This window comes from Streptomyces olivochromogenes, assembly GCF_001514115.1.
GTDB classification, from domain to species: Bacteria; Actinomycetota; Actinomycetes; order Streptomycetales; family Streptomycetaceae; genus Streptomyces; species Streptomyces olivochromogenes.
In genome coordinates, this window is the sequence record NZ_KQ948465.1 from 149981 (window position 1) to 172788 (window position 22808).

Genomic DNA, 22808 nt, shown 5'->3' on the forward strand with positions numbered 1-22808 from the left:
AGCAAGGCGGTTGGCGCCGCAGGAAAATCCGTACATGGAAAGACCCGGTTGCTGGCGACGGGGGATGCACCAGCAACCGGGCTACTCGAACGGTAACAAGAGATCGGCGGTTCGCAAATTCGATCTCGGCTATTCGGACACGGATTTACCTGTCACCGCCGGGAGTTGTGACGGGAGTCACCTGTTCCGTGAAGCGCCGACCAGCTGACCGGTCGGTCAGTGCCCCGGCTGTGTGTCAGCTGAGCGTGACCTGTCGGTTCGTGAGGCCGCCGCGTGCCCGCCGCTCGTCCGGGGTGAGCGGTGCGTCCGAGGCCAGGGCGGTCGCGAGGCGCTCGGCGAACTCGGTCGCCGGCTTTTCCACATCGTCGGCCGTGACGCCCGTCGGCAGGTCCCAGACCGGCACCGTGAGCCCGTGCGCGCGGAAGGAACCGACCAGCCGCGTGCCCTCGCCGAGGCTCGAGCGACCGGCCGCGTGCAGCCGCGCGAGGGCGTCCAGAAGCTGCTCCTCGGGGTACGGCATCACCCAGCGCAGGTGGTTCTTGTCGGGGGTCTCGCACCAGTACGCCGCGTCCACGCCGGAGAGCTTCACGGTCGGGATCGCCGCCGCGTTGGCCCGCTCCAGGGAGGCGGTGACCTCCGGCGTCGAGTGCTCCGCGTCCGGGACCCAGAACTCGAAGCCCGTGTGCACAACTGGCTCGAACGTGCCTTCGGGGTCGAGCAGTTCCTGCAGTCGCGGGCCGTCGGCCGGGGCGCGGCGGCCCTGGATCGGGGTGCCGGGCTGGGCCGTGAGCGCGCGCTGGAGGGTGTCGGCGAGGTCGCGGCTGATGTCGCCGGACGCCGTGTCGTTCTGCAGGCCGATCAGGACCGAGCCGTCGTCGCGGCGCAGCGCGGGCCAGGCCATCGGCAGGACGGTGGCGAGCGTCACCGAGGGAACTCCCTCGGGCAGGCTCTCCTTGAGCTTCAGCTCGACCGTGGCGGCGGGCACCAGCTCGCGCAGCGCGATCCAGTCGCCCTCGCTCGGCAGGCCCTCGAAGGGGCGCTGGACCAGCTCCGTCACCGCGTGTGCGGCCGCCCGGCCGTGGCAGGCCTTGTAGCGGCGGCCGCTGCCGCAGGGGCAGGGCTCGCGAGCGCCGACTACCGGGATCTCCCCGTCCTTGAGCTGAGGCTGCTTGGCCTTCGTCTGGGGTCGCTTCTTGGCCATCGTGGGTGTCTCCCGATCACGGCTCGTCTCGTACTGGCGCGAGCCTAGCCGCTCGTACGTCGGCCGATGGGACCCTGTGGACAACGCACCGAGTCGTCCCGGAACCGGACCTTCCGTCCGGGGTTCCCGCCCGCGGTTTCCGCCTCGTCCCGCCCTGTCCCGTCCTGGCGGTCCCGCCCTGTCCCGACTCGGCCATCCCGCTCTGTCCCGTCCTGGCGTCCTGGCCTCTCCCGCCCTGGTCAGTCCAAGTCGTCGAAGGCGTCCGCGAAGTCCAGCCCCGGCAGCCCCGTCACAGCCGGTGACGCGACGCGCGTAGCGAAGTCGTCACGCCGACGTGCGGCGGTCGTGTCCGTCACGTCGTCCTGGACGACGACCCACACGGTGACCTCTCCGCGGGTGTCGTCCCGTACGCCCCAGTCCTTGGCCAGCGCCGTGATGATGTTCAGGCCGCGGCCGCCATGGGCGGTGACCGAGGGCGTGGCGGGAACCGGGCGGGTCGGACCACCGCCGTCCGTCACCTCGACGGTGAGCCTCCCGGAGGCGTCGACGCGCCACGCGGCCCGGACGTCGCCGTCCCCGGCGAGGGCGTCGCCGAGGGGCCTGCCGTGCCGGCACGCATTGCTCAAAAGTTCGGAAAGGATCAGTACGGCGTCGTCGATGACCGATTCCGTCACTCCACCGGTACGCAGTTGGTCGCGCATCCGATGTCTTGCTTTCCCCACGCCCGCAGGGCCATGGGGAACGGCCATGCTCGACGACGTGGGCACCTCCTGTGCCACCACCAACGCCACCCCCGAGACCTCCTTTGCCCCACGCCACGGTGTGGATGCCCCCTTGAACTGGACCGGAAACCGGCCAATCCACGTCTGCTGACGCACTCGTAACGATCGAACACGGAACGAACGCGCCGGTGCACTCCCTGTAATCGTGTGGCTGGATTTCGACGGTGATTGACGTGGTCCGACGGTCGTCGCCGGCGCTTCGAGCGGTGGTTTCCGGACGACGAGCCGCGAGGTCAGCGGCCGAGTTGGTGCAGCACCGCGCGTGGGCGGTTGGTGATGATGGCGTCGATGCCCAGTTCAACGCAGAGATCGACGTCCTCGGGTTCGTTCACCGTCCAGACGTGGACCTGATGACCGGCTCTTTTCAGCCGTTCGATGTATCCGGGGTGACTGCGTACGATCCGCATCGAGGGGCCCGCGATCCGGACACCGGCCGGCAGCCGTCCGTCGCGCAGTCGGGGCGAGATGAACTGCAGAAGATAGACCGTCGGCATCGTCGGGGACGCGGACCGGACGCGGTGCAGGGAGCGCGCCGAGAAGCTCATGACGCGCACCGGAGAGGTGGCGGCACTCGCCGGGGCGTCCAGACCGAAGCGCTTCAGGAGGAGCAGCAGCCGGTCCTCGACCTGGCCCGCCCAGCGCGTGGGGTGCTTGGTCTCGATGGCCAGCTCCACGCGGCGGCCCGCGTCGGCGACGAGTTCGAGCAGTCGCTCCAGGGTGAGGACGGAGGTGTCCTGCGGGTCCCCGGGGCCGTACTCCCAGTCGGGGGACTCGTCGCGGTTCTTCCAGGAGCCGAAGTCCAGGGCGGCGAGCTCGGCGAGCTCCAGGGCGGAGACGGCTCCGCGGCCGTTGGACGTACGGTTGACGCGGCGGTCGTGCACACAGACGAGATGTCCGTCCGCGGTCAGCCGTACATCGCACTCGAGGGCGTCCGCACCGTCCTCGATCGCCTTCTTGTACGCGGCCAGGGTGTGCTCGGGAGCCTCGTCGGAGGCCCCGCGGTGGGCGACGACCTGAATCGGGTGCTGTCGTGCGTGGGTCACCGCGTCATGGTGCCACCGTCACGGGGCCGACGTGGGGGCCGAGACACCAGGAATGTTTCTTTTTAGTATAAAAAGCCCGATATAAAGGATGGCCCTGGACCCACAGCCACCGCTTATGGTGCTCTGACGTCCCGTGGGAAAAGCTGACGGCGTACAAAAAGCACATGCACACCAGCACAGCTGCATCGCGCCGGACCGTCCGACAAGCGTGAGTGAGCGTGACCGAGTGCGACCGAGAACAACAGCCGTGGACCGAGGAGAAGAGCTGTGAGCACCGAGAACGAGGGCACTGCAGTACCCCCGGCCCCGTCCGCACCTCCTGTGCCGGTGGAAACTCCCGCTGCTTCCGCGCAGAGCGCTGCGCCCGAAGGGGGCGCGCCGACCGCCCAGCTCCCGGCGGTGCCTCCGAGCGCCCCCGGCGCACCGGAGCAGACACCGGCGTACGCGTCGATGGGCGCCGGAGCTCCTGAGCCGCACGGGCACGCCCCCGGAGCGCCCGGAGCGCCGGTCTCCGCCGCCGAGGCGGGCTGGCCGCCCCCGCCGCCCGCCGTTCCCTCGTACGCGGACGGTGGCGGCTCGGGAGCGGGCGGCTGGGGCTCCTCCTACGAGCAGCCCGCGCCGAAGCCCAAGAGCGGGCGCGGCGGCCTGGTCGCGGCGATCCTGGTGGCCGCGCTGGTCGCGGGCGGCGTCGGCGGCGGCATCGGCTACTCGCTGGCCAAGAACAACGACAACTCCACCGACTCGACGACCGTCTCCGCGCCGAGCGGCAGCGGTGATGTGAAGCGCGCCTCGGGCACGGTCGCGAACGTGGCCGCCAGGGCGCTGCCGAGCACCGTCACCATCGAGGCCGAGAGCAGCAGCGGCTCGGGCGGCACCGGCACCGGGTTCGTCTTCGACACCCAGGGCCACATCCTCACCAACAACCACGTCGTGGCGGAGGCGGTCGACGGCGGCAAGCTCACCGCGACCTTCCCCAACGGCAAGAAGTACGACGCCGAGGTCGTCGGCCACGCGCAGGGCTACGACGTCGCGGTCATCAAGCTCAAGAACGCGCCGTCGGACCTGAAGCCGCTCACCCTGGGTGACTCCGACGCGGTGGCGGTCGGCGACTCCACGATCGCGATCGGCGCGCCCTTCGGCCTCTCGAACACGGTGACCACGGGCATCATCAGCGCCAAGAACCGCCCCGTGGCCTCCAGCGACGGCAGCGCCAGCAGCAAGGCCTCCTACATGAGCGCCCTGCAGACGGACGCCTCGATCAACCCGGGCAACTCCGGTGGCCCTCTCCTGGACGCACAGGGCGCGGTCATCGGCATCAACTCGGCGATCCAGTCCTCGAGCAGCGGCGGTCTGGGCGGCACCAGCCAGTCCGGCTCCATCGGCCTCGGCTTCGCGATCCCGATCAACCAGGCGAAGCACGTCGCCCAGCAACTGATCAAGACCGGCAAGCCGGTCTACCCCGTGATCGGCGCCTCGGTCTCCCTCGAGGACGGCACCGGCGGCGCGAAGATCACCGAGCAGGGTGCGAGCGGCTCCGCGGCGGTCACCTCCGGCGGCCCCGCCGACAAGGCCGGTCTCAAGCCCGGCGACGTCATCAACAAGCTCGACGACCAGGTGATCGACAGCGGTCCGACCCTCATCGGCGAGATCTGGACCCACCAGCCCGGCGACGTCGTCAAGCTCACGTACACGCGCGACGGAAAGACCCACACGGCCGAGGTCACCCTCGGACAGCGCGACGGCGACAGCTGACCGGTTGACCTTGTCCCCGCGCCACCGACGATCGCCGGCGGCGCGGGGTGGGTTGCCCGAGCGGTCTAGGGGTGGGTTGCCCGAGCGGCCTAAGGGAACGGTCGTGAAAAACGTGAGGACGCGAAAGCGTCTCCGTGGGCTCGGATCGCACCGCCACCGCAGGTCATAGACGTGCTGGTCAGAAGGGGTGCCCCTCAGCGAGGGGCACCCCTTTCGCGTGGAGCCTGTCTCACCTTGGTCTTGTTCCGTCACGCTGTCGATCAGTGCGTGTGGACCAGGCGTGGACCAGACGGCGCGCTGTGACGAAGCCGCTGAACTGCCCACCGACCAGGGCTTATACGGTGGACGGCGGTCACTGTGGTACCCGATCATGCGCTCATGCCGCTGAGAGACATCCTTGCCCGCGTCGATGCGGACCTGGCCGCCGGCCGGGTTCCCGTCGCACGTCAGCGCCTGCGCGGGCTGGTGTCGTCCTTTCCGAACGACCTGATGCTTCGTCGCCGCCTGGCCGAGGTGTACCGACTGTACGGAGAGCCTGCGGAAGCGGGCCGCTGGATGTACCTCGAACAGGACCGGGACGCATCTGAGACCACGGCCTTCGAGGCGAGATACCGTACCGCCCCGCAACGTATGGGGGCACTTGCCTGGCATGGCCCTGAGTCGCTGGCCCCATCGGCCTTTGCCAGACAACAACTGGCAGCGGTACGAGCAGCCTGCTCCGATGCCATGGGGCACCCCGTCGACTGGGACACGGTGCCATCGAACCGGAAGACGGACGGCAGGGGCAGCGCCTTCGCCGACTTCCTGGCAGGGACTGGATGCCTGGTGGCGGTCCTCGCGTTCCTCGCGATCTGGCTGAACGGGCTCGTTGCCCTTTTCGATTGACTCGAGTCGCCGGGGGCTGTGGGGGCGCCGCTCGAGGGTTCTGTACGACCGTCCAAGACTTCCCCGAACGGGAAACCGGGCGGGGTGAATTGATCTCGCCGTGGTGATGAGCACGGACGCGTCTCGCTCGTAGGGAGGCGCGAGCCGGGCTCGGACCAAGAACTGGCGGGCTGGGGCGGGAGTCTGTTGGTCAGCGGCCTTGCGCCGTCCGGAGCGTGGACCATGCCCAGGACGGCGAGCAGGCGCCACCCTCTCCCCGGTGGCTCTGCTCACGAGAACCGGTTCTGGCCCAACTTCCGTGCAGGATGCGGCCGGAGTGTCCCCACACACGGGCGTGCCCGAGGCATTCGAACCGACAGCCGAAGCAGGCCGACCGTCGAGGCTCGGAGTCTGGCAGCAGTGGCCGTCTGCCTGCCCGGGGGTGCTTTGCGCGTTACGGTCCGGCCGCCTGGACCAGTGACGCCCGCTCGCCCTCGTCCAGATGAGGACCGACCAGCAGTTCGTCGTCGGCCAGCAGACGTCGCACCCATGCCGCGTCGGCAACGAATGCCGCCCGGCAGAGGGCCCGTTCAGGGTGGTCCTTCTCAGGGCCGCTGACCGCCAGGTCCCACGCGTTGTCGGGTTCGGTCGGTGCGGACAGGGCGGCGGCTACGAGCACGAGCCCGAACAGCTGGTTCCGGCGTGGGACTCCAGGATCTCGGACCGATGCGGCAGGCGGACGCAAGTTCGGCCCATTTCGCGTCAGCTTGACGAGATGACCCCCGGTGGTCCGCCTCCTGGCTGGCAGGCCGCTCTTCTCGCACGGGTTCAAGGGCGGCGCATCGCGTCGATGTACGCCTTGGTTGCGTCAGTGATGAAGTCGCGGGTGCTGTCGGGGCTGAGGGCCTGGGCCTGGAGGTGGTCGTACATCACGCTGTAGTGCTGCACGTCGGATTGTTTCTCCAGGTAGAGGTCGCTGGTGGAACCTTCCAGGTACACCACTCCCGCGTCGGAGCTGTCGGCGAATGTCAGGATGGAGAACCGGCCTGACAGGCCCGGGTGGGCCCCCACGTCGTAGGGGAGGACCTGCACGGTGATGTGCGGCTCGGTGCCGAGTGCGTTCAGGTGGTCCAGTTGTTCCCGCATGATGTCGGGACTGCCGACGACGCGGCGCAGCGCCGATTCGTCCAGGACGACCCACAGGCGCAACGGGGAGGCCAGGGCGTAGATCCGGTGCTGACGGCGCAGCCGTACCTTGAGGCGCGTGGCGGCCTGTTCGGCGGTGACCAGCGGGATCGTTTCCTCGATGACCGACTGGGCGTAGGCAGGGGTCTGCAACAGGCCAGGGATCACCAGGGGCTCGTAGGCATGGAGAGAGACGGCGTCCGTCTCCAGGCCGATATAGACGCTCTGGGGAATGTCGCCGTAGGCGTGCCACCAGCCCTGCTGTCTGGATTCCTTGGCCATCTGGATCAGAGAGTCGATGACCTGATCGTCCGATACTCCGTAGAGCGCGCACAGATCGCGCACATCGCGGGGGCTGATGGCGCGGTTGCCGTTCTCCAGGTGACTGATCTTGGGCTGGGAGATCATAAGCCGCTCGGCCACTTCCGTACTCTTCAGCCCACTGGCCTGGCGGAGCCGACGGAGCTCGGCTCCCAGACGGCGTCTCCTCACTGTGGGGTTGATGTTCGCCGCCACGGGCGGTGTACCTCCGGCTCCACGTCGCTGTCCTGGCCCGCAGATTGCCATGGGACAAGACTTGTTGATCACGTGCCATGCCGTCGTGTTCGTGTGGCACCCTAAACGGACTGTGACCTTGTCATTTGCCCTACGGGGAACGGGGTCGAGGGCGCACACATGAGGCGCCGTGGACGGTGGACGCCGTGTGGACCGCCGTCCCCGGGAAACGCGTGAGCCCGGTAGGCTGTACCCGCTCCGCCCCTGGTGGGCGGGGCAGAGGTGGGTTGCCCGAGCGGCCTAAGGGAACGGTCTTGAAAACCGTCGTGGCAGCGATGTCACCGTGGGTTCAAATCCCACACCCACCGCGCAGGTCAGAAGCTTTGCAGGTAAGAAGGGGTGCCACTCTCCGGAGCGGCACCCCTTCCGCATGACCTTGTCTCACCCTGATTCGCCGGTATCCCACCTCTGACCAGCGCGTGCGGCCAACCTGCGGCCAGGATTCACGACCCCTCTACTAACCCGCCCACGGTGTCGGGAAGGTCGTCGTCGTGGGTGTCGGCTATGAGCTCGGCGAGGGTGAAGTGAGCTTCCTCGTTCGACATCCGGTTTTCGACGCGCACGAAGTAGCTGCGTTCGGAGACGCGGAAGACCCGTCTTCTCTGGCGCTGGCGTCCTGCTGAGGTGAAGGCTTCTTTAAAAGTGTTGACGATGTGCAGCATCGCGGCCAGGGCTTCGGCCTCGGTCCCTTCGAGTTCACGATGGACGGTGTACCGGAAGGCTTCCGCCTGGCCCTCAGCTTGCAGGACGGCCCATCGGGGCATGGTGTTCTCCAGTCCGTGAGGCGGCGTGAGCCGCGAAATTCACGTGACTCCGTCGCGCAGTCGGCTCAAATCTGACTTCGGGTCCGATGTCCTTGGCGCGGGGAGAGTATCGGAATCGGGACGTTCCGGGGCCAGTCTTTTGGATCTTTCCGGGAGGGCGAGGTTCCTAGCCCTCATGCTCCGCCAACCCCTGTTCGATCAGCGCGTCATCTTGGCCTCTTCCCCGTCCAGAACCTTGGTGTAGTAGCGCTGAAGAACGGCGACGCTCTGGCCAGCCCGCCGGGCGGTCTCTGCGAGGCTCACCCCGGAGCGGAGCCAGAACGACACGCATGCGTGCCGCAGGTCGTACGGGATGGCCGCCAGCGGAGAGGCCACCTGCGCCGGGGTGAGCACCTTGCGGCGGGCTTCCTTCCAAGCGGCGCTGTACTCCTGCGCCCGGATCGGCCCGCCGCGTACGGCGCTGAACAGGCGGCCTTCCAACGTGGTCCCGAACGCTTCGAGATGAGCCCGGAGCAGGGCGACCAGGACGGGGGGAATGGGCACGGGCCGCACCGCCTTGCGGGCCCGGTGCTTCAACTGCCCTTCCTCGTACGGCTTGCCGTCATCCGTCCAGTGGGCCAACATGGGCCCGCTTACCCGCCCTTGTTCAGCTCCTGCGCGATGAGCTGATTGGAGCGGGACTGCTCACCCCGGAGGATCTTGGCGTAGAAGCGGAACAGTAGGGCGATGCTGTGGCCGGCCCGCCGGGCGACTTCCATGGGGTCCACTCCCGATTTGATCCACAGGGACACCCCTGCGTGACGGAGTGAATACGGCACCAGCGCGAGGGGTGTTGCCGCGTCCTGATCTTGGAATTCGGGGTGCCCCGAGTCGTCGTGACCAGCGTCGGGGTGACGACTGCGAGCGCTTCGGCGATGCCGGCGGGTGCTTGGCCGCGGCGCGCGGCCATTTCATGAGCATGTATGCGGTGGCGTGGTCGTACCAGGTGGGCGAGGTACGCACGGCCAACTCGCGCGCCGGCGCAGTTCGTAGGGCTAGCCACCCACGCCGTTCGCAGTCCCGCCGCGCGGCCCCCTTCCCTATCCGTCTCGGGGTTGTCCCCTACCCTCCACCCTCCGGCGCTCAGCCGAAACACAGATCCCGTCGAAGAGCGAAATCAGCCCGGTCGCGGCGAGCTTGGCTCGCTGGATGTCTCCCGCGCCGTTCGTCGCGATACCGAGAGTCCACCCCGTACCGCGCAGCCCTTCGAGACTGTCCCGAACCTTCGGCCAGCAGCGCACCGACTGGGCGATGCCGTCGACGTATTCGTGCCAGAGGTCGCCCGGGTTGTCGCTGAGCCCCAGCGCCTCCCGCAGGTGTACGAAGTCTGCGGGACAAGCCCGCTCCCGGAGCCGATCACAGATGACGGACTCCGCCTCTCGAGGCCGGCGCCCTTGAGATGGCTGGTGGCGGCGGTGACCTGGTCGGTGGTCTCGACTTCGACGCCGAGGTGATCCATGCGGGTTTCCTCGCCGGGTTCGCCCTGGATCAGGACGAGCTTGAGCGGAGGTTCGGTGATGGCGAAATTCGCGTAGCCGTCGCGCCGTTTCGCCGGTTGACCCGAGCCCTGCAGGACCGTTTCACAAACCGAGCGCGAACCCTCATCGAGGTGGTGGGCCTGCTCGCGCGGCCCACCACCAGTGATCGCGCACAGGCTGACGCCGGGCGCTGGATCACGTGCTCCCGCGGCGTCTGCGTAGGCGGGCCGCAGTGAGCAGGGTGGCCGTGCCGAGGAGGAACGCCGCGACGACTACGCCGATGAGGACCGGGCGGGTAGGTGTGCGTGGCGAAGTGACGGCGACCGCGGCGGCGATGCCGGGGGTGTCGGGGAAGGTGATCCGGGCGTGGGCGGTCTCATCGAGAAGTCCGCTCTTCAGGTCGATGGTGGCATTCCACGGTCCGTTTGCCACCTGGTCGGTCACTGGGACGGTCACCGGTTCGGACTGGCCCGGTGCCAGGGTCGTGCCGAGCTTCACCTTGTAGGGGCCTGCGGTGAGGTTCCCGGAGACCTTGGAGAGGTTCAACGTGCCGCTCAGGTCCACCGCGCGGCCGCCGGTGTTGTGCACCTGGGCCACGACGATCGCGTCCCCGGCGGGGTTGCGCGCGGCGGTCATCGTGTTGACTTTGAAGGCCGCGGACCGGGGATTGTCGCCGCCGACGGACAGGTAGAGGCGGATGCCGGTACGGGTGACCAGTCTGACGCCGTCGGCGCCGTGACCGTCGGAAACCTGGGCCCACAGCACGGCGTATCGCTCACCGGGTGCCGCGTCGGCCGGTACCGCGATCGTCACGGTGTCGTCGGCGGTGCCGCCTTCAGGAATATCAAGGCTGGAATGGCCCAGCTTCGTCCAGGTGGTCACGTCGTTTCGGGTGCCGCCCCGCGCGCCGATGAACGAACCGTGGGTGATGGCCGCGGCGCCCGGATACACGTCCACGTGCTGCGTGGAGGTGCTTTTGTTCACGACCCGGATGCGGCGGTGGATGATCGTGCCGGGTAGCAGGTTGTCGATGATGTATTCCCTGGCTCTGGGGTCGTCGGCCAGTTTGGCGGGTACATCGACAAGCCGGATGCCGATACTGCCGGGATCGTGGTGTGTGCCGTGTGGCGACCGTGGCGCCGGGACGGCGGTACTGGTGCTGGGCGCGAGGACGCTGGCGGACACGGCGATCGCCGTACCCGCCAGCACCCGGGCGGGAATGAATCTACTCAAAGTCGAGGACCTCTGGAGATGTCATGCGTGTGCTCAGGCGACGGAGTGGACGATCGTTGAGGTGTACGTCCCCGCCACGGTGTTCGCGGGAAGGTTGAGGGTGATGGTCGGGTTCCAGGTGGCGGTGTTGACCCCTGCGACTCCGGTGGCGGTCTGCACCGGACCGGGCGGGTACAGCGGGTTGAGATCGCTGGGCGCGACATTCGCGGTGCCGGTGACGGCGGCGGCAGGGGACGTGTACGAGGAGGAGCCCGCGGCCGAGACGGAGATGGTTGAGGAGGGCCCGACGAAGTCGTTCCCGTTGGCCGTGACGACCCACCCCGTGGTGCCGCCCCGGCTGTCCGTCACCGTGACGTTGCCGAGTTGCGCGCTGACCGTTTGAGCGGTGGCGAGGGCCGGCACCGTGCCCAGGGACACCGGACCCGCCGGGACGGTGATGTCGAGTGTGCCGGTGGTGACCGTGACCGTCACCGGCGTGCTGCCGCTCCCGGCCGCGGACGCCGGTGCCGCGAGCGGCAGCACGCCGAGGGCGCCGACGAGGAGGGGAATAGCGATTTGACGCCTACGCATATTGATCGATCCTCTACTGTTTCGCGACAGCGATCTGAGATCTGCGGCATCAACGTAGCGGCGGCGAGGTGTAAAGAATGTGTGAGATTCTCACGAATAGATCTCTTCCACTCGTTCGGACGCGGATTCGTCACCGCTCGAATCAACTGGCCTAATTCCGCCGCAGGTTAGGTTGACCACGCTGCCGAAATTGCTATTTTCCCATCTTTATCGGAGTCGTTTTCGAAGCTCCGGGGTATGCCAGGAGCCAGTCAAGAACCGGTAATAGCTGCGTGACAACGCCGACGGTCAATAGCGCACATCCGCGGACCAACACAACAGGTGAGAGGTCCTGACGGCAACCCTTGGCGGCAACGTCAGCAGACTGCATCGGCCTTGGGCACCTCCAGGGACACTCGCCGTGCTCCGCCGCGGGCTCCGCACCCAGGAAAGAGGTTCAGTTGATCGAACTCCTAATGCGGTGCTCACGTAACGCGGTGCTCACGCACGAGCGCCCTCCCGGGCCGTCCTCGGGCCGTGGAAGGGCACTCAATGGTGACCACCGCTGACAGGTGCCGACAGCTCGGCAGCAGGTCAGAGGCGGCGGTGACAGATGAGGGCTGCGGCTGTGCCGACGAAGCCGAGGAAGCCGAGGAAGTGTCCGGCCTTGCGCTCGTATCGGCGGTGGGGCCGACGACAGCCAGCGCGTCACGGCGACGCTCTTGAAAACCGTCGTGGCAGCGATGTCACCGTGGGTTCAAATCCCACACCCACCGCAGGTGAACGGCCCCTGACCAGGCGACTCGGTCGGGGGCCGTTCTCATGTGCGTTGTCCGTCAACCATCGTGGTTCCCCGTCAGTTGCCGGTGGATCGCGCACGGCAGGGGCCCGGCGTCTTCTGATCCACACACCCTGGTGCGCTGACGGCAGCCGCCGTCTCCGGCGACCGTGTCGGCCGAACACGCAAAGGACCCCCGGCCCATCAGGACCGGGGGTCTTTCCGCGGGTGGGGCCAACGGAATTTGAGCCCCCGCCCCTATTCGCCGGTGTTGGTGGCAGGCGCTGATGTCAGCCCGTTGCGCCTTTGACACAGCCTACGAACTGCGAGCCCGCCACGCTGGACACGCGCGCTCTCAGTGGTTCTCACTGAGGTCGTCGGCCAAGGACACAGAACTCGTTGCCTTCGGGGTCTGCCATGACAACCCACGGCACGTCACCCTGACCAATATCGACACGCTGTGCGCCATGAGCCTCAAGGCGAGCCACCTCGGCGTCCTGATCATCAGGCACGAAGTCGAGATGCAGTCGGCTCTTGGCCTTCTTGCTCTCTTCCAGCAGGACGAACTCCAACCCCGGCAGGCGATCCGGCTCCGGGCGGATCGCGAACTCCACATCAGAGGAGTGGACCACCACCCAACCAAGAGCCTCGGCCCACCACTGCCCCAGGGCCTCCGGATCTGCCGAATGAACAATTACATTTCGCCATTCCAAGGTCATCGGCCGAGCCTAGGCCTACCGGGGCTTCGAGAACAGGCACTCTCCCCCCGCTCTGCAGAGCCTCAAGGCCCACCACGGCTCACAGCTCGAAGTCATGGGCGGCCTCGTCCCAGGGGATGGCGCGCAGGGCCGGATCGGCGGTGTCGCCGGACGGGATGTCGGGGGTGGCCTGGAACCACGCGACCGCGAGGGCCGAACGGTGGAGGACGGGGTCGACGGCGGGGTCGACCGCGTGGGAAAGGAAGAGGCCGACGCAGGTCACGGCCGGGAGCAGTTCGACCGGGCCGAAGCCGCCGGCGGGCAGGTCCGGATGGTCTCGGTGGGGTGTGACGAGGTGCGTCGGGGTGTTGGGGAACGCCGCCGCGGTACGCCGGGCCAAGCCGTCGACGAGGCGGTCGTTCCAGCGCGTGAAGGGGTAGCCCTCGAGCATTCCGCCATAGGTCGAGGTGAGACGCAGGTCGGATATCTCGACGGTTCTGCCCGAGGTGAGGGTGACGCGGGTCAGGGCCATGGCGCGCAGCCTAGGGACGGGCGGTACGTGGTGTCGTGTCGTTTTCCGGTGGTCCGGGGCGCGGGAACGTCATCCGGGACGCCGAGGCGATCGTCGAGCGGGCCTCGCGTTCGGTGAGGCCGGTGCGGACGGCGGCCTCGACGAGTGCGGTGGTCAGCTCCGGGCCCATGCCGTTCTCGTAGGCGCGGCAGGCGGCCCAGAAGAGGCGGGTGTTGCGCTGGCCCTCGTGGGCGGCGAGCACGAACTGGACCAGCCCCTGGCCGTGTTGGCCGGTCGCAGGGGGCGCGCGGTGGTGCGTGCGGGGCGGGGGCGTGAGCAGGCGCAGAAGTTCGCGTGGACAGGGCGCGGGCGCCAACTGGGCGGTGCCCGGGGCCGTTCCATACACGCCGTGCTCGGTGCGGGAGCCGGGGCCGACCAGGTAGCCGCCGGCGCCGCGGATGTCGATGCCCGGGGCCAGTCGGCTCGCCGAGTTGGGGACGACCACGTCGGGCGGTCCGGTCAACCAGAGGTGGCGGCCGCCGCTCGGGGTCAGCACGACCACCGTCTCCGGGATCGTGAACAGGTGGCGCAGGGCCAGTTCGCGCAGGGCGGCCGAGGAGTCCGTACCGGATTTGGTGTCGAGGTCGATGCCGATGAGGCGGTGCGGGTCGAGGCCGCAGGCGATGCCGTAGCCGGTCGCCCAGGGCGCGGCGGCGAAGAGCGCGCGGATGCGGCGGGGGTCGGTGGAGGCGTCGTACACGCCGTGTCCGAAGCGGCCGCATGCGCCGTGGCAGGGAGGGGACGTCGGGTCGGGATCGGGGTCGTCGCGGTGGGGGGAGCGCAGGGCCGGGAGCTTCGTGCGGGACAGCGGGATCACCGCGAGGCCGCGTTCGGCGGCGGACAGGGCGTGGGCCAGGGCCAGGGTCGTGGCCTGCCGGTCGATGGTGGCCATGCATCTATGTTCGTACGAGTGTTCGAAAAAGGGAAGGGCTTGCCGGGCGCGTGGGTGCCGGGAAGGGGATTTAAGGGTGATTGGCCAAAAAGTGGCGGAACGGTTCCCCGCTTGGGGTGCCCGGGGTCGAGCTGTCCGATCCGGTCTGAGCTGGGGTTTCTTGTCATGAAGAGGGTTTATCGACATGTACTCACGCTTGAGGGCGAATCACGGCTTCCGGGGTGGTTCGCCGGGGATTCGGTGGGCAACTCTGGAGTCGCGACGTCGTGATCAGCGCCGGGGCGGTCGGCCAACCGCCTTGGAACGAGCAGTGCTTCCCGGTTCGCGCCGGTCCGTACATCCGGTTCTTGGAGGAATTCACATGGCAAGCATCCGTACCGCCCGTGTTCTCGCCGCCGTCTCGGCCCTGCCTCTCGCCGCCGCCCTCTTCACGGGTGTGGCCACGGCGGACAACGGCGCTTTCGCGGACAACGGATCGAACGCGGGCGTGGCAACCGTCAGTGGCAGCGGGGTAGGACACAACAACAGCGGCAACTCCTCGACCACGCAGCAGCAGGCGGTCGGCTCCGGGGCCTCGAACCAGAACAACACGGCTCAGGTCAACGGCTCCGCGTTCACGGCCATCGACCAGTCGAACGCCGTCGTCAACTTCACCAACCTCTGGTGAGCCGGGGCCGATTCGCCCGCTCTCGACGGGCTCATCGGCCCTGAAGCACCGTGTGGGGTGCTCTTGTGGGGTGGTAACGCGTCTGCGCGACGGCACTTGGGTGTCGTCGCGCAGACGTTTTCGTGTGTCCGTCCCCGACGGTCCCGTCGTGACCTTGACAGCTCCCGTTATCTGACGGACAGTCAGAAAACCTTGTTCGTACGAGGTCCGGGAGGGCCGCCGCCGTGCACCTCGCCCCCACCGAGCGCCAGCAACGGCTGCGCGCCGAACTGCGTGCGTACTTCCGGGACCTGATGCCCGATGGTCCCCCGTCCGCCGACGACCCCGGCAGGCAGCGCGCGCTGCTGCGCCGCATCGGCGCCGACGGACTGCTCGGGATCGGCTGGCCCGTCGCGTACGGGGGCCAAGGGCGCGGAGCCGACGAGCAGTTCGTGTTCTTCGACGAGGCGTACCGGGCCGGAGCACCGGTGTCGATGGTCACGCTGAACACCGTCGGACCGACCCTCATGAAGTACGGGAGCGAGGCGCAGAAGGAGTACTTCCTGCCGCGCGTCCTCAGGGGCGACCTCGTCTTCGCGATCGGGTACTCGGAGCCCTCGGCGGGCACGGACCTGGCCGCGCTGCGCACGCGGGCCGTGCGCGAGGGCGAGGCCTGGCTGATCGACGGGCAGAAGATCTTCACCTCCAACGCCCAGCACGCCGACTGGATCTGGCTCGCCTGCCGCACCGACCCCGACGCCCCCAAGCACCGGGGCATCTCGATCGTCCTCGTGCCCACGGACGCGCCGGGCTTCTCGTGGACACCGATCGAGACGGTGGGCGGGCTGACCACCACGGCCACGTACTACGACGGCATCCGCGTCCCCTCCTCGAACCTCGTCGGCGAGGAGAACGGCGGCTGGGAGCTCATCACCAACCAGCTCAACCACGAGCGGGTCGCCCTCGCCGCGATCGGCATGCAGGCCGAGGACTTCTACGCGGCCGCGCTGCGGGCGGCGCGCACCCCCGATCCGGTGACGGGGCGGCGTCGGGTTGACGAGCCCTGGGTGCGTTTTCGGCTGGCCGAGGTGCATGCCCGGCTGGCGGCATCACGCCTGCTCAACTGGCGTTTGGTGGGGGATGTCGGGGCCGGCCGACTGGCCCCGGGCGACGCGAGCGGCGTGAAGGTCGCGGGAACGGAATCGGCGGTCGCTTCGTACCGAATGTGTCAGGAAGTCGTGGGTGCGCAGGCGCTGGTGCGCTCCGGTTCGCCGGGTGTGTTCGGGGACGGCGAGCTGGAGCGGATGAACAGGGCGGCGCAGATCAACACGTTCGGGGGCGGGGTGAGCGAGGTGCAGCGGGAGATCGTGGCGACCATGCGGCTCGGGATGACGAGGGGGCGGCGGTGAGCGACGAGGCGGCCGAGCCGGCGGCGCGGCTCAAGGCGTACGAAGGGCGTGCGGCCGCCGTCGCGGGCGTGGGCAAGGACCCGGTCAACGAGCCGATGATCCGGCACTGGTGCGAGGCGATGGGCGACACCAACGCGGCGTACACGGGTCCGGACGCCGTGGCGCCGCCCACCATGCTCCAGGCGTGGACGATGGGCGGCCTGTCCGGGCACGAGGGCCGCTCGGACGCCTACGACGAGCTGCTCGGCCTGCTCGACGAGGCGGGCTGCACCTCCGTGGTCGCCACCGACTGCGAGCAGGAGTACCTGCGCCCGCTGCGGCCCGGCGACGAGATCACCTTCGACGCGGTGATCGAGTCGGTCTCCGAGCGCAAGACCACCAAACTGGGCACCGGGCACTTCGTCACGACACGGATGGACGTACGGGCGAACGGGGAGCCGGCGGGGACGCACCGGTTCAGGATCCTCAAGTACGCCCCGGCGCGCCCCAAGTCCAAGGCGGCCCGGCCGCGACCGGTCGTCAACCGGGACAACGCCGGGTTCTGGGAGGGCGTCGGCCGGCACCAGCTGCTGATCCAGCGGTGCGGCGGCTGCGGAACGCTGCGGTTTCCCTGGCTGCCGGGGTGCGGCGCGTGCGGCTCCCCGGAGTGGGACACGGTCGAGGCGAGCGGAGACGGGACGGTCTACTCGTACGTCGTCATGCACCACCCGCCGTTCCCCGCCTTCGACCCTCCGTACGCCGTGGGTCTGATCGAGCTCGCCGAGGGCGTCCGGATCGTCAGCAACGTCATCGGGGTGCCGTACGACAAGGTGCGGATCGGGATGCCCGTGCGGCTCCGGTTCGAGCGGTACGACGAGGAGCTGGTGCTGCCGGTCTTCCGGGCCGGTGCGGAGGGGGGACGCTGACATGGACTTCACGCCCACCGAGGAACAGGCGGCCGCCCGAGACCTGGCCGCGCGGATCTTCGGCGACCTCTCCACCCCGGAGCGGCTCGCCGCGGCCGGCACCGGCAGCGACGCCGAGACATGGAAGGCGCTGTGCGCGGCCGGGCTGGTGGCGGCCGTCGCGGACACGGGGCTCCTCGGCCTGGTGCTGCTCCTGGAGGAGCAGGGGCGGACCACGGCCCAGGTGCCCTTCGCGGCGAGCTGTGTGTACGGGCTGCTGGCGGTGTCCGCCCACGGTTCACCGGAGCAGCGGGAGCGGCTGCTGCCGGGGATCGGGGACGGGACGGCGGTGGTGTGCGGGGCGGTCTTCGAGCCGGGGGGCGTACGGGCGGACGCGGCGGGGCGGTTGAGCGGAGTCGTCCCCGTGGTGCCGTGGCTGCGGGACGCCACCCATGTGCTCGTCGCGGACGACCGGCGCCGGCTGTGGCTCGTGCGGACCGCTGACGCGCGGTGCGCGCCGGTCGAGCTGACGGCGCCCTGGGCGGCAGGACGGCTGACGTTGGAGGGGACGCCGGGTGAGCCGGTGGGCGGGACGGACGCTTACGACGACGTGCTCGCCACCGCACGGACCGCCTTCGCGGGGCTGCAGGCCGGGGTGTGCGCCGGGTCGCTGGCCCGAGCCGTGGAGCACACCAACACACGCGAGCAGTTCGGACGTCCGCTCGCCGCCAAGCAGGGTGTCCAACTCCGGGCCGCGGACGCGTACATGGACACCGAGGCGATACGGGTGACGGCGTACGAGGCGGCGTGGCGGCGCGACGAGGGGCTCGCGTACGCGACGCACGCGCTGACCGCGGCCTGGTGGGCGTCCGAGGCGGGCCAGCGGGTCGTGCACGCGGGCCAGCATCTGCACGGAGGGACGGGCGCCGACCTGGAGCACCCGGTGCACCGGCACTTCCTGTGGGGGCGGCAGCTGGACGCGTACCTGGGGTGCGGGAGCGAAGTCCTCCAGGAACTGGGGGAGCTGATCGCGAGCGGGGAGGAGGAGACATGAGGGGCGGGGAAGGGGAGCGCGTGCGGGTCGCAGAGGGACAGCGCGGGCGGGTCGGAGAAGGCGAGCGGGTGCGGGTCGGAGAGGGCGAGCGCGTGCGGGCCGGAGAGGGCGGGCGGGTGCGGGCCGGTGACGAGCTGCCGCCGCTGGAGATCGAGATCACGCGCACGCTGATCGTGGCCGGGGCGATCGCGTCCCGGGACTACCAGGACGTGCACCACGACGCCGAGCTGGCACGGCACAGGGGCTCCCCCGACGTCTTCATGAACATCCTGACCACCAACGGCCTCGTCGGGCGGTACATCACGGACCACTTCGGACCGGCGGCCGTCCTCCGCAAGGTGGCCATACGACTGGGCGCGCCCAACTACCCCGGCGACACGATGGTGTTGACCGGCAGAGTCGAAGAGGTCGAGGGCGACACCGCGACCGTGCGCGTCGTCGGGGCGAACGGCATCGGCAGACATGTGACCGGGACCGTGACGGTCACCCTGCCGCCCGGCGGTGCCTCGTGAGCGTACGCACGAGGGACCGGCTCGGCGGCCGGGCGGCGATCGTCGGGATCGGAGCCACCGAGTTCTCCAAGGACTCCGGGCGCAGCGAGCTGACCCTCGCCGCGGAGGCGGTGCGGGCGGCGCTCGACGACGCGGGGCTGACACCGGCCGAGGTGGACGGGATGGTCACCTTCACCATGGACACCAGCCCGGAGATCACCGTCGCCCAGGCGGCCGGGATCGGCGAGCTGTCCTTCTTCTCCCGGGTGCACTACGGAGGCGGTGCGGCCTGCGCGACCGTCCAGCAGGCGGCGCTCGCGGTGGCGACCGGGGTGGCCGAGGTCGTCGTCTGCTACCGGGCGTTCAACGAGCGGTCGGGGCGGAGATTCGGAGCGGGGGTGCAGCAGCGGGAGCCGTCGGCCGAGGGCGTCGCGCTGGGCTGGGCCCTGCCGTTCGGGCTGCTCACCCCGGCGTCCTGGGTGGCGATGGCGGCCCAGCGGTATCTGCACGCATACGGACTGACGCCCGAGGCGTTCGGTCATGTCGCCGTGGTGGACCGCAAGTACGCGGCGACGAACCCGGCGGCGTACTTCCACGGCAGACCGATCACCCTCGCCGAACACGCGGCCTCGCGGTGGATCGTGGAGCCGCTGCGGCTGCTGGACTGCTGCCAGGAGACGGACGGCGGCCAGGCGCTGATCGTCACTTCGGTGGAGCGCGCCCGGCAGCTGCCGCATCCGCCCGCGGTGATCACGGCGGCGGCCCAGGGTGCGGGCCGGGCGCAGGAACAGATGACGAGTTTCTACCGGGACGAGCTGACCGGGCTGCCGGAGATGGGGGTCGTGGCGCGCCAGCTGTGGCGGACCTCGGGGCTGACCCCTACGGACATCGACGTGGGCATTCTGTACGACCACTTCACGCCGTTCGTGCTGATGCAGCTGGAGGAGTTCGGGTTCTGCAAGCCGGGGGAGGCCGCGGACTTCGTCGCCGAGGAGCGGCTGCCGCTGAACACCCACGGGGGGCAACTCGGGGAGGCGTATCTGCACGGGATGAACGGGGTGGCGGAGGCCGTACGCCAGCTGCGCGGCACGTCCGTGAACCAGATACCGGGCGCCGGCCGCATCCTGGTCACCGCGGGCACCGGGGTCCCCACCTCGGGGTTGATCCTGGGGGCGGACGGGGGATGAGTACGCTGTCGGGCTCGCCTCACTCTCCCCTCTCTCTCCCTACTCTCCCCGCTCGCCCCTCGTCACGGAGCCCTCAGGGCCCCTCGGGGACATCCCGGGTGGTACGGCGTCAGCCGCCGTACTACGGCCGTATGGGTCTCTCGGGGGTGAACCCTCAGGGTGCAGGCGCCGCTCGTCCACCCTCAGGAGGTGGGGCCAGCCCCCCTCCTACAACCTGAGGGGGACACCTCTTCGGGACCTGCGGCCGATCCGAAAAGGTAGGGGTCACTCCTAGCGTGGAGCCATGACCTCACTCGTCTGCACCAGCGGTTCGAACGGCGGGACGCGGACCCTTCCGTACCCGTCGTTCTCGTCGTACATGAAGGCCCGCCAGCCGGTGCTGCTGCGTACCGCCCGCTCGCTGACCGCGAACCCGAGCGACGCCGAGGACCTGCTGCAGACCGCGCTGACCAAGACCTACGTCGCGTGGGAGCGGATCGAGGACCACCGCGCGCTCGACGGCTATGTACGTCGTGCGCTGCTGAACACCCGGACCTCGCAGTGGCGCAAGCGCAAGGTCGACGAGTTCGTGTGCGACGAACTCCCGGAGCCGGAGGACGTCCCCGCCGGGGACCCGGCCGATCAGCAGGCACTGCACGACGCGATGTGGCGCGCGATCATGAAACTCCCGGCACGGCAGCGGGCCATGGTCGTCCTGCGGTACTACGAGGACCTCAGCGAGGCACAGACCGCGGAGGTGCTCGGCGTCTCCGTCGGCACGGTCAAGTCGGCGGTGTCACGGGCGCTGGGCAAGCTCCGGGAGGACCCGGAGCTGGAACCCGTGCGCTGACCCCTCGGCAGATCCGGGCCGAACGGCCCCTGCGGAAAAGTTCCCGTCCGAGCCGAACGACCCCTGTGACCTGATCGATCGTCCGGAGCTAGTGACATACCACGTGGTATGTGCGCAGAATCAGCGCATCCCTTACCACCTCGTAGGCAATGTCGCCCCGGGAGGACGCCGTGCTGAGCACGATGCAGGACGTACCGCTGCTGATCTCGAGGATCCTGACCCACGGGTCGGCCATCCATGGCACCTCGCAGGTAATCACCTGGACGGGTGAGGGAGAGCCGCAGCGCCGTTCCTACGCCGAGATCGGCGACCGGGCCGCCCAACTCGCGCACGCGCTGCGCGAGGACCTCGGTGTCGAGGACGACGACCGTGTGGCGACGCTGATGTGGAACAACGCCGAGCATGTCGAGGCGTACTTCGGGATCCCCTCCATGGGCGCGGTCCTGCACACGCTCAACCTCCGCCTCCCCGCGGAACAACTCGTCTTCATCGTCAACCACGCCGCCGACCGGGTGATCATCGCCAACGGCTCGCTGCTCCCGCTGCTCGCGCCACTGCTCCCCCACCTGCCGACGGTCGAGCACGTGGTCGTCTCGGGCCCCGGTGACCGTTCGCTGCTCGAGGGCGCGAGTGTCCAGGTGCACGAGTACGACGAGCTGATCGCGGGCAAGCCGACCACGTACGACTGGCCGGAGCTGGACGAGCGTGCCGCCGCGGCCATGTGTTACACCTCCGGCACCACCGGCGACCCCAAGGGCGTCATCTACTCCCACCGTTCGATCTACCTGCACTCCATGCAGGTCAACATGGCCCAGTCGATGGGGCTCACCGACCAGGACACCTCGCTCGTGGTGGTCCCTCAGTTCCACGTCAACGCCTGGGGCCTGCCGCACGCCACGTTCATGACCGGCGTCAACCTCCTCATGCCGGACCGCTTCCTCCAGCCCGCGCCGCTCGCCGAGATGATCGAGTCCGAGCGGCCGACGCACGCCGCGGCCGTCCCCACCATCTGGCAGGGCCTGCTCGGCGAACTGCACGCCAAGCCCCGGGACGTCTCCTCGCTCACCCAGGTCACCATCGGCGGCTCGGCCTGTCCGCCCTCGCTCATGGAGGCCTTCGACAAGCTGGGCATGCGCGTCTGCCACGCCTGGGGCATGACGGAGACCTCCCCGCTGGGCACGATCGCGCGGCCGCCGGCCAGTGTCGTCGGCACGGACGAGGAGTTCGCGTACCGCCTCACCCAGGGCCGCTTCCCGGCCGGCGTGGAGGCCCGACTCACCGGCCCCGGCGGCGAACGCCTCCCCTGGGACGGCGAGTCCGCGGGCGAGCTGGAAGTGCGCGGCCCCTGGATCGCGGGCGCGTACTACGGCGGTCAGGGCTCCGAACCGGTTCGCCCCGCCGACAAGTTCAGCGAGGACGGCTGGCTCAAGACCGGTGACGTCGGCACGATAAGCCACGACGGCTTCCTGACCCTCACCGACCGCGCCAAGGACGTCATCAAGTCGGGCGGCGAGTGGATCTCCTCCGTCGACCTGGAGAACGCGCTGATGTCCCACCCGGCCGTCGCCGAGGCCGCCGTCGTCGCCGTCCCCGACGACAAGTGGGGCGAGCGCCCCCTCGCCACGGTCGTCCTGAGGGAGGGCGTCACCGCCGACTTCGCGTCGCTGCGCACCTTCCTCGCCGAGGAGGGCAAGATCGCCAAGTGGCAGCTCCCCGAGCGCTGGACGATCATCGAGTCGGTCCCGAAGACGAGCGTCGGCAAGTTCGACAAGAAGGTGCTGCGCAGGCAGTACGCGGAGGGCACGCTGGACGTCACCCAGCTCTGAGGCTCTCGGCGGCAGAATGACGGTTGGGGTGCTGTTTCACGTGAAACAGCACCCCAACCGTCGTATGTGTGAACCCAGTTCGAGGCCCGAAGCGCAGT

General features: G+C 69.3%; 23 protein-coding genes, 2 tRNA genes and 3 pseudogenes. 12 read left to right on the forward strand and 16 right to left on the reverse strand.

Going from position 1 to position 22808, the window contains the following annotated elements; translation table 11 throughout:
• Nucleotides 1–235: 235 nt before the first annotated feature.
• The 3 genes from AQJ27_RS33685 to AQJ27_RS33695 all read right to left on the reverse strand — a co-directional run bounded on the left by AQJ27_RS33685 (nt 236) and on the right by AQJ27_RS33695 (nt 3026).
• On the reverse strand, nt 236–1201 hold the full coding sequence (locus AQJ27_RS33685; protein ID WP_067376884.1) for a DUF5926 family protein: 966 nt from the start codon (nt 1199–1201) through the stop codon (nt 236–238).
• A 239-nt stretch (nt 1202–1440) separates the two neighbouring features.
• Complete coding sequence (locus AQJ27_RS33690; RefSeq protein ID WP_079065437.1) at nt 1441–2079, reverse strand: ATP-binding protein; 639 nt, start codon at nt 2077–2079, stop codon at nt 1441–1443.
• Nucleotides 2080–2216: 137 nt separating this feature from the next.
• Nucleotides 2217–3026 (reverse strand): glycerophosphodiester phosphodiesterase, encoded by an 810-nt coding sequence (locus tag AQJ27_RS33695; protein ID WP_067376890.1) that lies wholly within the window; start codon nt 3024–3026, stop codon nt 2217–2219.
• Nucleotides 3027–3293: 267 nt separating this feature from the next.
• On the opposite strand from AQJ27_RS33695, the gene AQJ27_RS33700 reads away from it, so the two are divergent.
• On the forward strand, nt 3294–4778 hold the full coding sequence (locus tag AQJ27_RS33700) for a S1C family serine protease (protein WP_067376893.1): 1485 nt from the start codon (nt 3294–3296) through the stop codon (nt 4776–4778).
• Nucleotides 4779–5156: 378 nt separating this feature from the next.
• Nucleotides 5157–5663: a DUF6584 family protein gene (locus AQJ27_RS33705; RefSeq protein WP_067376896.1), complete on the forward strand. Its 507-nt coding sequence runs from the start codon at nt 5157–5159 to the stop codon at nt 5661–5663.
• A gap of 433 nt (nt 5664–6096) precedes the next feature.
• Here AQJ27_RS33705 and AQJ27_RS33710 read toward each other — a convergent pair whose 3' ends face one another.
• On the reverse strand, nt 6097–6321 hold the full coding sequence (locus AQJ27_RS33710; RefSeq protein WP_235613678.1) for a hypothetical protein: 225 nt from the start codon (nt 6319–6321) through the stop codon (nt 6097–6099).
• A 149-nt stretch (nt 6322–6470) separates the two neighbouring features.
• A complete protein-coding gene (locus AQJ27_RS33715; protein WP_067376899.1) occupies nt 6471–7343 on the reverse strand; it encodes a helix-turn-helix domain-containing protein in 873 nt (290 codons plus the stop codon).
• A gap of 260 nt (nt 7344–7603) precedes the next feature.
• On the opposite strand from AQJ27_RS33715, the gene AQJ27_RS33720 reads away from it, so the two are divergent.
• A tRNA-Ser gene (locus tag AQJ27_RS33720) sits at nt 7604–7690 on the forward strand.
• A gap of 135 nt (nt 7691–7825) precedes the next feature.
• On the opposite strand, the gene AQJ27_RS33725 is transcribed toward AQJ27_RS33720, so the two are convergent.
• The 8 genes and pseudogenes from AQJ27_RS33725 to AQJ27_RS57475 all read right to left on the reverse strand — a co-directional run.
• Nucleotides 7826–8146, reverse strand: a complete 321-nt coding sequence (locus AQJ27_RS33725) for a hypothetical protein (RefSeq protein ID WP_067376902.1) — start codon at nt 8144–8146, stop codon at nt 7826–7828.
• 198 nt (nt 8147–8344) lie between these two features.
• Nucleotides 8345–8770 (reverse strand): site-specific integrase, encoded by a 426-nt coding sequence (locus tag AQJ27_RS33730; RefSeq protein WP_067376905.1) that lies wholly within the window; start codon nt 8768–8770, stop codon nt 8345–8347.
• An 8-nt stretch (nt 8771–8778) separates the two neighbouring features.
• Nucleotides 8779–8904, reverse strand: a complete 126-nt coding sequence (locus AQJ27_RS60880; protein ID WP_425275249.1) for an integrase — start codon at nt 8902–8904, stop codon at nt 8779–8781.
• Nucleotides 8905–9212: 308 nt separating this feature from the next.
• A pseudogene (locus AQJ27_RS61210) lies at nt 9213–9281 on the reverse strand (hypothetical protein); the annotation flags it as partial.
• Nucleotides 9282–9566: 285 nt separating this feature from the next.
• Nucleotides 9567–9743: pseudogene (locus tag AQJ27_RS58980) on the reverse strand (VOC family protein); the annotation flags it as partial.
• A 115-nt stretch (nt 9744–9858) separates the two neighbouring features.
• Nucleotides 9859–10896, reverse strand: coding sequence for a peptidase (locus tag AQJ27_RS33745; protein WP_159064451.1), 1038 nt, complete (start codon nt 10894–10896; stop codon nt 9859–9861).
• 33 nt (nt 10897–10929) lie between these two features.
• Nucleotides 10930–11466 carry a WxL domain-containing protein gene (locus tag AQJ27_RS33750; RefSeq protein ID WP_067376917.1) on the reverse strand — a complete coding sequence of 179 codons (537 nt, stop codon included), beginning with the start codon at nt 11464–11466 and terminating at the stop codon, nt 10930–10932.
• Between the two features lie 573 nt (nt 11467–12039).
• Nucleotides 12040–12150 (reverse strand): annotated as a pseudogene (locus AQJ27_RS57475) (IS5/IS1182 family transposase); the annotation flags it as partial.
• On the opposite strand from AQJ27_RS57475, the gene AQJ27_RS56595 reads away from it, so the two are divergent.
• A tRNA-Ser gene (locus AQJ27_RS56595) sits at nt 12127–12223 on the forward strand. The pseudogene AQJ27_RS57475 and the gene AQJ27_RS56595 sit on opposite strands and share 24 nt — an antisense overlap.
• Nucleotides 12224–12588: 365 nt before the next feature.
• Here the strand turns inward: AQJ27_RS56595 and AQJ27_RS33755 are convergent.
• From AQJ27_RS33755 to AQJ27_RS33765, 3 genes are all read right to left on the reverse strand, one after another.
• A complete protein-coding gene (locus AQJ27_RS33755) occupies nt 12589–12942 on the reverse strand; it encodes a VOC family protein (protein ID WP_067376920.1) in 354 nt (117 codons plus the stop codon).
• Between the two features lie 79 nt (nt 12943–13021).
• Nucleotides 13022–13453: a hypothetical protein gene (locus AQJ27_RS33760; protein ID WP_067376923.1), complete on the reverse strand. Its 432-nt coding sequence runs from the start codon at nt 13451–13453 to the stop codon at nt 13022–13024.
• Nucleotides 13454–13463: 10 nt separating this feature from the next.
• Nucleotides 13464–14384, reverse strand: coding sequence for a bifunctional DNA primase/polymerase (locus AQJ27_RS33765; RefSeq protein WP_067376926.1), 921 nt, complete (start codon nt 14382–14384; stop codon nt 13464–13466).
• A 361-nt stretch (nt 14385–14745) separates the two neighbouring features.
• Between AQJ27_RS33765 and AQJ27_RS33770 the strand changes: the two genes are divergently transcribed.
• From AQJ27_RS33770 to AQJ27_RS33805, 8 genes are all read left to right on the forward strand, one after another.
• Nucleotides 14746–15051 carry a hypothetical protein gene (locus AQJ27_RS33770; protein WP_067376930.1) on the forward strand — a complete coding sequence of 102 codons (306 nt, stop codon included), beginning with the start codon at nt 14746–14748 and terminating at the stop codon, nt 15049–15051.
• A 224-nt stretch (nt 15052–15275) separates the two neighbouring features.
• Nucleotides 15276–16439, forward strand: coding sequence for an acyl-CoA dehydrogenase family protein (locus AQJ27_RS33775; RefSeq protein WP_067376933.1), 1164 nt, complete (start codon nt 15276–15278; stop codon nt 16437–16439).
• Nucleotides 16436–17344 (forward strand): bifunctional MaoC family dehydratase N-terminal/OB-fold nucleic acid binding domain-containing protein, encoded by a 909-nt coding sequence (locus AQJ27_RS33780; RefSeq protein WP_067376936.1) that lies wholly within the window; start codon nt 16436–16438, stop codon nt 17342–17344. The genes AQJ27_RS33775 and AQJ27_RS33780 overlap by 4 nt, the downstream gene beginning before the upstream one ends.
• A 1-nt stretch (nt 17345) precedes the next feature.
• Nucleotides 17346–18377, forward strand: a complete 1032-nt coding sequence (locus tag AQJ27_RS33785; RefSeq protein ID WP_067376939.1) for an acyl-CoA dehydrogenase family protein — start codon at nt 17346–17348, stop codon at nt 18375–18377.
• A gap of 116 nt (nt 18378–18493) precedes the next feature.
• On the forward strand, nt 18494–18889 hold the full coding sequence (locus AQJ27_RS33790) for a MaoC family dehydratase (RefSeq protein ID WP_201264381.1): 396 nt from the start codon (nt 18494–18496) through the stop codon (nt 18887–18889).
• The gene (locus AQJ27_RS33795) at nt 18886–20055 is read left to right on the forward strand and encodes a lipid-transfer protein (protein WP_067376942.1); all 1170 of its coding nucleotides are present in this window, start codon (nt 18886–18888) and stop codon (nt 20053–20055) included. Before AQJ27_RS33790 ends, AQJ27_RS33795 begins: the two co-directional genes overlap by 4 nt.
• Before the next feature lie 283 nt (nt 20056–20338).
• Complete coding sequence (locus AQJ27_RS33800; RefSeq protein ID WP_067376945.1) at nt 20339–20884, forward strand: SigE family RNA polymerase sigma factor; 546 nt, start codon at nt 20339–20341, stop codon at nt 20882–20884.
• A gap of 149 nt (nt 20885–21033) precedes the next feature.
• Entirely contained in the window at nt 21034–22710 is a 1677-nt protein-coding gene (locus AQJ27_RS33805; RefSeq protein ID WP_067376948.1) for a long-chain fatty acid--CoA ligase, read from the forward strand.
• Nucleotides 22711–22808: the final 98 nt, after the last annotated feature.

Bases quoted from the DNA above. Each gene is read 5' to 3' on its own strand.
- AQJ27_RS33755 (WP_067376920.1), bottom strand. From the start codon at position 12,942: ATGACCTTGGAATGGCGAAATGTAATTGTTCATTCGGCAGATCCGGAG.
- AQJ27_RS33760 (WP_067376923.1), bottom strand. From the start codon at position 13,453: ATGGCCCTGACCCGCGTCACCCTCACCTCGGGCAGAACCGTCGAGATA.
- AQJ27_RS33805 (WP_067376948.1), top strand. From the start codon at position 21,034: ATGTCGCCCCGGGAGGACGCCGTGCTGAGCACGATGCAGGACGTACCG.
- AQJ27_RS33705 (WP_067376896.1), top strand. From the start codon at position 5,157: ATGCCGCTGAGAGACATCCTTGCCCGCGTCGATGCGGACCTGGCCGCC.
- AQJ27_RS33765 (WP_067376926.1), bottom strand. From the start codon at position 14,384: ATGGCCACCATCGACCGGCAGGCCACGACCCTGGCCCTGGCCCACGCC.
- AQJ27_RS33785 (WP_067376939.1), top strand. From the start codon at position 17,346: ATGGACTTCACGCCCACCGAGGAACAGGCGGCCGCCCGAGACCTGGCC.
- AQJ27_RS33730 (WP_067376905.1), bottom strand. From the start codon at position 8,770: ATGTTGGCCCACTGGACGGATGACGGCAAGCCGTACGAGGAAGGGCAG.
- AQJ27_RS33770 (WP_067376930.1), top strand. From the start codon at position 14,746: ATGGCAAGCATCCGTACCGCCCGTGTTCTCGCCGCCGTCTCGGCCCTG.
- AQJ27_RS33750 (WP_067376917.1), bottom strand. From the start codon at position 11,466: ATGCGTAGGCGTCAAATCGCTATTCCCCTCCTCGTCGGCGCCCTCGGC.
- AQJ27_RS33725 (WP_067376902.1), bottom strand. From the start codon at position 8,146: ATGCCCCGATGGGCCGTCCTGCAAGCTGAGGGCCAGGCGGAAGCCTTC.
- AQJ27_RS33685 (WP_067376884.1), bottom strand. From the start codon at position 1,201: ATGGCCAAGAAGCGACCCCAGACGAAGGCCAAGCAGCCTCAGCTCAAG.
- AQJ27_RS33800 (WP_067376945.1), top strand. From the start codon at position 20,339: ATGACCTCACTCGTCTGCACCAGCGGTTCGAACGGCGGGACGCGGACC.
- AQJ27_RS60880 (WP_425275249.1), bottom strand. From the start codon at position 8,904: ATGGAAGTCGCCCGGCGGGCCGGCCACAGCATCGCCCTACTGTTCCGC.